We start from the raw sequence: 8,377 nt of genomic DNA, 5'->3' as shown, positions 1-8,377 counted from the left end.
CCCCCCGCCATGACGGGGTTGGGCAACCATCCCAACCTCAGGTACTTAATCCATCCGCAATGCCTTAGCACTGACATCGCGCAACCGAATCAGCGGGTTGCAATCGGGTCCGGGTGGCAAATATGAAGAGTGATGCAAACCCGGACGAGAGCAACCCAATGATACCGCCTGCCTGGTCGTGCCTTGTGCGACGCCTGTGTGGGCAACCCGATGTCCGGTAGCAACCTGTTCGGCGAAATCCGCCGGTTCGCGCGCACCTCCGGCGCCGTCGGCGGCATCGCTGCCCGCGTCGCCGGTGCGCGCGTGTTCGGCATCAAGACCGACAAGGCCGCGCATGCGGAGGACCTGAAGCTCATCCTCGGCGGCCTGAAAGGGCCGCTGATGAAAGTGGCGCAGTTCCTGTCCACCGTACCCGACGCGCTGCCGGCGGAATACGCCGCGGAGTTGGCGCAGCTTCAGGCGAACGCGCCCGCCATGGGCTGGAACTTCGTTCGCCGCCGCATGGGCAGCGAGCTCGGGCCGGATTGGCGGTCGAAGTTCACGTCGTTCAATCAGGAGGCGTCGGCCGCCGCCAGCCTGGGGCAGGTGCACCGAGCCACGCTGCCGGACGGAACGGATGTGGCGTGCAAGCTGCAATATCCGGATATGCCCAGCACGGTGGAAGCCGATCTGCGGCAGTTGAAGCTGGCGATGGCGGTCTATCACCGCATGGACAGCGCCATCCAGCACGACGAGATCTACAAGGAACTGCGCGAGCGCCTGCGCGAGGAACTGGACTACCTGCGTGAAGCCGCCCAGATGCGGCTCTACGGGCTGATGCTGCGCGACCAGCCCGGCGTCCACATTCCGGTCCCGCGGCCCGCGTTCAGCACCCACCGCCTGCTCACAATGACTTGGCTGGACGGCCGCCCGCTGATGCAGCGCCTCGCCGAGGATCCGCCGCAGGAGGAGCGTAACCGGATCGCCGAGGCGCTGTTCAGGGCCTGGTATGTGCCGTTCTACCGGTTCGGCGTGATCCACGGCGACCCGCATCTGGGAAACTACCAGGTGCGGCCCGACGGGTCGGTCAACCTGCTGGATTTCGGCGCCATCCGGGTGTTCGACGCCAGCTTCGTCTCCGGCGTCATCGCGCTGTTCGAGGCGGTGCGCGACAACGACGACGACAAGGCCCACCACGCCTACGAAACCTGGGGCTTCACCGACCTCTCCCGCGACAAAATGGACGTCCTGAACATGTGGGCTCGGTTTTTGTACGAGCCGCTGACCCAGGATCGCGTGCGCCGTATTCAGGAGACGGATGATCCCACCTTCGGCCGCGACGTCGCCGAACGGGTGCATGCCGGGCTGAAGCGCACCGGCGGGGTGAAACCGCCCCGCGAGTTCGTGCTGATGGACCGTTCCGCCATCGGCCTCGGCGGCGTCTTCCTGCGGCTGAAAGCCGAACTGAACTGGAGCCGGCTGTTCCAGGAACTGATCGCCGACTTCAACGAAGCCGCCCTTGCGGAACGGCAAGCGGCGGCACTGGCCGAGGCTGGGGTTCCGGCGGCGGGGTAGGGGCGGTTTGCTCGTCCGATTCATCAGGCGTGTTGTAGGATTGCGCCATGACCGTTCTGGACACGCCCCGGCTGACCCTTCGTCCCTGGACGGAGGAAGACGCGCCGGCGATGCATGTGATTTTCTCCGATCTGGAGGCGATGCGGTTCTGGAACGCGCCACCTTCGCGTAGCTCCGACGATCTGGTGCCCGGAATTCGTCGTTCGGTCTCCGCACCGCCGGAGTTCCACGCCGCCTGGGCGGTGATCTTGAAAGAAACCGGCCAGGCCATGGGCTTCCTGAACTACCACCATCGGGAAGTTCTTAATGAGCGTCTGGAGATCGGCTATATTCTCGCCCGATCGTTCTGGGGGCGTGGTCTGGCGACCGAGGCAGTATCGGCGGTGCTCGATCATTGCTTCGAGGACCTGCGGGTCAACCGGGTCGAGGCCTTGATCGATCCCGACAACCACGCGTCCGTGCGACTCGCCGAGGGCATCGGATTTAGACTGGAAAGTGGGCCGATGCGCGAACGCCTGAAAATGCCGGATGGGCGGTTCGCCGACATCCTGATGTATGGTTTGCTCGCGGCGGACTGGAAGCGGCGGGCGGCCTCGCCGTAGCATTGATCGATCGAACCGACCCGCAGCAAATGAAGAGATTCCGGGAAGTGAGGCACATCACGGTGAGCTCGGTTGCGATGTAGGGAGACAGACCAATGACCGAACGGCGCCCCTTCTACCATGACGGCATGCGCGCCTTGCAGGATCGATTCGACGGCCGCCGCGTCGCCGACGGCCTGGCCGCGCATCGGCGACGCTATGATTTCTGGCCCGACGATCGCGTCATGATCGAGACCACGCCGTTCTTCTTCATCGCCACGTCTTACGGTGACTATACCGATTGCAGCATGCGCTCCGGCATGCCTGGCTTCGTCAAGATCGTTGCTCCTGGAACGATAGAATTCCCTGAGTACGACGGCAACTCCATGTACCGCACACTCGGCAATATCAAATGCAACCCAAGCGTCGGGCTGTTGTTCGTGAAATTCGACGGCAAGACGACGCGCATTCGCATCAACGGCCACGCCACCATCCTGGACGATGCCGAAGCCTTGGCGCGGCACCACGCCGCCAAACTGGTCGTGCGCGTCGAGTGCGAGATGTTTTCCAACTGCCCTCGTTCAGTGCATGATCTGGAAGGCGGCCGCCTGTCCGCCTATCTGCCGCATCCCGGCTACGAACCACCCGCGCCGGACTGGAAAAGCCGTGATTATATCAAGAATATCCTACCGGCCAATGACCCGTATCGCCGCCAAGGAAACTGATCGTAATTTTCATTGAGACTGACACGGTATTTGAGTCGACACCTTATCGGGATCATACATCCGTTCAAAACGGGTGGGTTCCCAAAAAAGGAAGGCGTTAACACAGATTTTCGGATAAAGCACACAGATTTCACGGAAAGTGATGGCACCGTCGTGATTCTGATATCAACGCACGTGCCGCATAAAGCCTCGCCGGGGGCACTCCGCCGACCAGTTTGCCTCAGTGTAATCTGTGCACTTAATCCGCTAAATCTGTGTTAAATTCTTGCTTTCTTGAATATGGGCGCATCCGCGAATCACGCGCCCGTCCATTTCTTCCGAATGCGACTTGGCTTAACTGGCTTAAAAAACACCACGCCCAGTCAGCATTCCCAAGACCGTCATCGAGCGTTCGGCAATCCATTCGGAAACGCTACTTGCCGCAGGAAATCCGCCGAATAATCAACCTCCTCCGGCCACGTCAGCCCGGCCCCGGCCGCCAGCAAAACCATCGTCGCAACGAAGTAATCGCCGTCCCGCAGCGGAGTGAACCATCCGCCACGGTCGATGATCGGCAGGAAATCGACTACCCCGGCCACACCGTCCGACCACGTGATCGAGACGGTATGATCCGGACGGGCAACAGCCCCAACAATCTCGAACAGCGTCACTGCGTGAACCGCGTAATCCGCCCCGCGGTCATGCCACCGTCGATGACAAGCTCCGACCCGGTCACGTGGCTCGACATATCGGACGCCAGGAACAGGATGCCGTCGGCGATCTCCGACGCTTCGCCGGCCTTGCCCAGCGGCACCGTCGTTTCGGCCACGGCGTACGGATCGATCGGCCGGTTCTGCCCCACCGGCAGCTTGGTCCAGATCGGCGTCGCGATGATCCCGGGATGCACCGAGTTCACCCGGATCCCGTCGCCCGCCTGCGCGCATTCCAGCGCCATCGACTTCGCGAACAGCCGCACCGCCCCCTTGGTCGCGCTGTAGCCGGCCAGCCCAGCCGACCCGCGCAGCCCGGCGACGGATGACAGCATCACGATCGATCCGCCATTGCCGGCGCGTCGCATCGCCGGAATGCAATACTTCACCGAAAGGAACACACCGTCGACGTTGATCGTCATCTGCCGCCGCCAGTCCTTCAGCGACATGTCTATGGCGTTGCCCATGATGCCGATGCCCGCGTTGGCGACCATGATATCCAGCCGCCCGAACCGCTCCGCCGCGGCGATCACCGCCGGCCAGCCGTCTTCCTCGGCCACGTCGAGATGCAGGTAAACACCACCAAGTTCATCGGCCAACGCGGCGCCGGCGGCATCGTCGATGTCGGCCAGCACCAGCTTGGCGCCCTCGCGCGCCAGCGTGCGTGCCGTCGCCGCGCCGATGCCGGACGCCGCACCCGTGATGATCCCGACTTTCCCATCGAGCAGTGCCATGGTTTCCCCCGTTTGTGGCTCGCCAGAGATCATCCCGTGTCAGCGGACGGATTCCAAGCCTACGTCGACAAGGACCCTCGTGTTAGGGCTCGCCGGGGAATAAGCGAATTGTCCGGCGAACGCCGCCGGCCTCTCATCGTCATGGCGGGCGAAGGCCCGTCATCCAAGCCTTGCTGTGTAGGTCTCGGAAAAGGCGTGGATAGCAGGCCTACGCCTGCCATGACGGGACTGGGCGACAGTGCCAACATCGAAGCATTTGGTTATGCACGAAGCCTTAGGCTTTGCATCAAGCCGAGGAGGCAGCGATGAGCGATGGGTTCACGCTACACGGAAGCCCACATTCCCTACCGACTTACCGGGTGGCGCTGATGCTACGCCTGTGTCGCGAGGGCTTCATCTTTCGCTACGTGAGCTTTCAGCGCGGTATGCACCTGACGCCTGAATTCCGAGCGCTGTCCCGCTGGGGCCAGGTGCCGGTGATGGAACATAAAGGCAGGGTCTTCGTGCAGTCGGCGGCCATCCTGGAATACCTCGCGCATACGCTCGGTCGCTTCGGCGCGGGCGATGACGAAGCGCGTCAGCACATCCGGGAGTGGCTGTTTTGGGATGCCGACCGGCTGATGCCGCCGCTTTATGCGTGGTACAGCGTCGAACTGGGCCGTCGCAAACTGTTGCCGCTGTCGTTCGATCCGGTCCTGGTGGCGGAGTTTGACCGCAAGGGCAGGTCTGCCTTGGATCGCATGGACCAGCACCTGTCCGGTTGTCGCTTTCTCGTTGGCGACGCGACGACGATCGCCGACATCTGCTGCTACAGCGACATCGCTTTCGCGCGCCTTGGCGGGAAGGACATTACGCCTTGGCGGAACGTCGTTGCCTGGGCACGACGCATTGAGGCATTGCCCGGCTTTGCGGAACCGTTCGACCTTCTGGCGATGCAAGATGCCGAGATCGCGCCCTAGCCGCTACGTCGCCGCCATCTCCGCCCCGACCAGCCCGCGGGCGAAATCCCCCGCGTCGAACGGCCGCATGTCGCCGGCTTTCTCGCCCACACCCACGGCATGAACCGGCAGGCCGAACGCCTCGGCCAGTGCCACCACGATGCCGCCGCGGGCGCTGCCGTCCAGCTTGGTGACTACCAGTCCGGTGACCGCCACCATTTCCTTAAACACCTTCACCTGCTGTACCGCGTTCTGCCCCGTCGTCGCGTCCAGCACCAGCAGCACCGAGTGTGGGGCGGTCACGTCCTGCTTGCGCAGCACCCGGATGATCTTCCCCAGTTCGTCCATCAGCGCGGCCTTGTTGTGCAGCCGCCCGGCGGTATCGATCAGCAGCACATCGGCACCATCGGCCGTCGCCTTGGTCAGCGCATCGAACGCCAGCCCCGCCGAGTCAGCATTCTTTCCGCCCGCCACCACCGGCGTTCCCGTCCGCTCGCCCCAGATCTGCAACTGCTCCACCGCAGCTGCTCTGAAAGTATCCCCGGCAGCCATTACCGCCCGCTTGCCCTGTTCCCGGTAGAGCTGCGCCATCTTGCCGATCGTCGTCGTCTTACCGACGCCGTTGACGCCGACCACCAGCACCACATGCGGCTTGCGCGCCGGATCGAGTTCCAACGGCTGGGCGACGGGCGCCAGGATGGCGGCGATTTCCTCGGCCAGAGCCTGCTTGATCTCCTCGTCGGTCACTTCCTTGCCGAAACGGCTGCGCCGGAACGCCGCGATGACCTTGCGCGCCGCTTCCGTCCCCAGATCGGCCGAGATCAGCAGTTCCTCCAGTTCCTCCAGCGCCTCGTCGTCCAGGCGGCGTTTCTTGAACACCGCGGTAATGCCGCCGGACAGCTTCTGTGTGCTGCGCGTCAGGCCTTCCTTCAGCCGCGAGAAAAATCCACCGAGTGCCATCAGGCGGCCTCCGCCAGCAATGAATCGTCCGTGGCGCCGGTCACCGTCGCGCGCACCAGCCGCCCGGCGGCCAATGGTTCGGCGAGCCGCACCGGCGCAAAATGTTCACTATGGCCGGATTGATCGGCCTCGGTCAGCAGCGACACCATGCGGCCGACCTGACCGGCGAAGAAACGGCGGGCCTCTATCAGACCCGCTTCCCGCAGTGCGGCGGCACGTTCCTTGCGGACCGGCTTGGGCACCGAGGGCATGCGGGCCGCCGGTGTGCCGGGACGTTCGCTGTACGGGAATACGTGCAGGTAGGGCAGGGCGGCTTCCCGCACGAAGCGCAACGTCTCGTCGAACAGCGCGTCGGTTTCCGTGGGGAACCCGGCGATCAGGTCGGCGCCAAGCGCGATCCCCGGCCGCAGATCGCGCGCACGATGGACCACTGACATCGCCCCGGTTCGGGAGTGCCGACGGCGCATGCGCTTCAGGATCAGGTCGCTGCCGGCCTGCAGCGACAGATGCAGGTGCGGCATCAACCGAGGCTCCTCGGCGATCAACCGCCACAGATCGTCGTCGATCGCCGCGGGATCGATCGACGACAGCCGCAACCGGGGCAGCTCCGGCACCGCCAGCAGCACCCGCCGGATCATCTGGCCCAGCGACGGCGCCCCAGGCAGGTCCGGCCCGTAGGAGGCAATGTCGACCCCGGTCAGCACCACCTCCTGATACCCGCCGGCGACCAGGGTGCGTACCTGGTCGGCGATCACCCCGATCGGCACCGAACGGTTGGGGCCGCGCCCGAACGGGATGATGCAGAACGTGCAGCGGTGATCGCATCCCTGCTGCACCTGCACGAAGGCACGAGCGCGGCTGGCGAACTCGGTGACCAGGTGCGCAGCGGTTTCGCGGGCCGCCATGATGTCGGAGACGGCGGAACCGGCGTCGGGCAGCCAGCTTTCCGGCTTCAGCTTGTCGTCGTTGCCCAGGACGCGGTGCACGTTCGGCAATCCGGCCCAGGCGGACGGGTCGATCTGCACCGCGCAGCCGGTAACGACGATCCGCGCATCCGGGCGCTCCCTGGCGGCACGGCGGATCGCCTGGCGGGCCTGGCGTTCGGCCTCGGCCGTCACAGCGCAGGTGTTGACGATGATCGTGTCGGTCTGGGCCGCCGACAGGTCGCGCATGACCTCGCTTTCGTAGGCGTTCAGGCGGCAGCCGAAGGTGAGGATATCGACAGTCATGCGACCTGGCCGTGGAATGCGGTGGCGACGGGGCCGGTCATCAGGACGTGGCCGTCATCGCGCCAGGTAATTTCGAGTTCGCCGCCATCGACGATGACGCGCGCCGTCCGGCGAGTCAGTCCGCGCCGGTGCGCGTTCACCAGGGTGGCGCAGGCGCCGGACCCGCACGCCAGCGTCAGGCCGGCACCGCGTTCCCAGACCCTCAGCCGAATGGTGTCCGGATCGATCACCTGGGCGAAGCCGATGTTGGCGCGCTGGGGAAACAGCGGATCGTGCTCCAGCTTCGGACCCCTGACGGTGATCGGTTCGGCGTCCAGATCGGCGACGAAGAATGTCGCATGCGGGTTGCCCATGCTGACGGCGGCCGGTTCGCCGGGCAGATCCAACCGCAGCGTGTCCATCGGGCGAATTAGCGGAATATCGGTCCAGTCAAGCCCGGCCGGTCCCATGTCCACTTGGATCAGGCCGTCGGCGCGACGCAGGGCGGGCAGGTCGCCGGAGATGGTGCGGATGACGACGCCGGTGTGTCCGGTTTCCCGCATCAGGATATCGGCGACGCAGCGCGTGGCGTTGCCGCAGGCGCCGGCTTCGGACCCGTCAGGGTTGTAGATGCGCATGAACGCATCGGCGGCTTCGGCAGGCTCGATGACGATCAACTGATCGCAGCCAATCCCGGTATGCCGGTTAGCGAGCACAGCCGCTCGGGATGGCGTCATGCCGAGCGCGTGCGAGCGATCGTCGAGGATGACGAAGTCGTTGCCGCAGCCATGCATCTTCACAAACGGGGTAACCATGGCGCGCATATAGAGCATGATCGCCCCGAACGAAACGTCCACGGCGGACGGATCGTTCGATCGGACCCGGCGCAGTGCCAAACGGCGTCCTCGATCAGTGACGGACGCCCGGGGTCTGCGGGTCCGTTAATCAATAAGTGCTTCGATATGGGCGGTGTGCCCAATCCCGTCAT

The 8,377-nt window shown here is 64.5% G+C and carries 9 protein-coding genes; 4 read left to right on the top strand and 5 right to left on the bottom strand.

Annotation, left to right across the window (positions count from 1 at the left end; all coding sequences use genetic code 11):
• The first annotated feature begins 210 nt into the window (after positions 1-210).
• The 3 genes from GSQ89_RS33220 (at position 211) to GSQ89_RS33210 (ending at position 2,860) form a co-directional block, all read left to right on the top strand.
• Positions 211-1,554: an AarF/ABC1/UbiB kinase family protein gene (locus tag GSQ89_RS33220; RefSeq protein ID WP_174254963.1), complete on the top strand. Its 1,344-nt coding sequence runs from the start codon at positions 211-213 to the stop codon at positions 1,552-1,554.
• A 47-nt stretch (positions 1,555-1,601) separates the two neighbouring features.
• Positions 1,602-2,156: a GNAT family N-acetyltransferase gene (locus GSQ89_RS33215; protein WP_158932390.1), complete on the top strand. Its 555-nt coding sequence runs from the start codon at positions 1,602-1,604 to the stop codon at positions 2,154-2,156.
• Positions 2,157-2,380: 224 nt separating this feature from the next.
• Entirely contained in the window at positions 2,381-2,860 is a 480-nt protein-coding gene (locus GSQ89_RS33210; protein WP_158932389.1) for a pyridoxamine 5'-phosphate oxidase family protein, read from the top strand.
• 380 nt (positions 2,861-3,240) lie between these two features.
• Here the strand turns inward: GSQ89_RS33210 and GSQ89_RS33205 are convergent, their stop codons facing one another.
• Positions 3,241-3,510: a DUF2442 domain-containing protein gene (locus tag GSQ89_RS33205; RefSeq protein WP_158932388.1), complete on the bottom strand. Its 270-nt coding sequence runs from the start codon at positions 3,508-3,510 to the stop codon at positions 3,241-3,243.
• Complete coding sequence (locus GSQ89_RS33200; protein WP_158932387.1) at positions 3,507-4,283, bottom strand: glucose 1-dehydrogenase; 777 nt, start codon at positions 4,281-4,283, stop codon at positions 3,507-3,509. The genes GSQ89_RS33205 and GSQ89_RS33200 overlap by 4 nt, the downstream gene beginning before the upstream one ends.
• A gap of 305 nt (positions 4,284-4,588) precedes the next feature.
• Here GSQ89_RS33200 and GSQ89_RS33195 point away from each other — a divergent pair, with 305 nt between their 5' ends.
• A complete protein-coding gene (locus tag GSQ89_RS33195; RefSeq protein ID WP_158932386.1) occupies positions 4,589-5,242 on the top strand; it encodes a glutathione S-transferase family protein in 654 nt (217 codons plus the stop codon).
• A gap of 3 nt (positions 5,243-5,245) precedes the next feature.
• Here the strand turns inward: GSQ89_RS33195 and ftsY are convergent, their stop codons facing one another.
• The 3 genes from ftsY to dapF are packed head-to-tail and all read right to left on the bottom strand — an operon-like array spanning position 5,246 to position 8,204.
• Positions 5,246-6,181 (bottom strand): signal recognition particle-docking protein FtsY, encoded by a 936-nt coding sequence (gene ftsY, locus GSQ89_RS33190; RefSeq protein ID WP_158932385.1) that lies wholly within the window; start codon positions 6,179-6,181, stop codon positions 5,246-5,248.
• On the bottom strand, positions 6,181-7,410 hold the full coding sequence (gene mtaB / locus GSQ89_RS33185) for a tRNA (N(6)-L-threonylcarbamoyladenosine(37)-C(2))-methylthiotransferase MtaB (RefSeq protein WP_158932384.1): 1,230 nt from the start codon (positions 7,408-7,410) through the stop codon (positions 6,181-6,183). The genes ftsY and mtaB overlap by 1 nt, the downstream gene beginning before the upstream one ends.
• Positions 7,407-8,204 (bottom strand): diaminopimelate epimerase, encoded by a 798-nt coding sequence (gene dapF, locus GSQ89_RS33180; protein WP_158932512.1) that lies wholly within the window; start codon positions 8,202-8,204, stop codon positions 7,407-7,409. Before dapF ends, mtaB begins: the two co-directional genes overlap by 4 nt.
• Positions 8,205-8,377: the final 173 nt, after the last annotated feature.

Source organism: Acidisphaera sp. S103, assembly GCF_009765975.1.
Classification (GTDB): Bacteria; Pseudomonadota; Alphaproteobacteria; order Acetobacterales; family Acetobacteraceae; genus Rhodopila.
The sequence above is the reverse complement of the archived record's forward strand: the minus strand, read 5'-3'. Positions and strand labels throughout refer to the sequence as shown.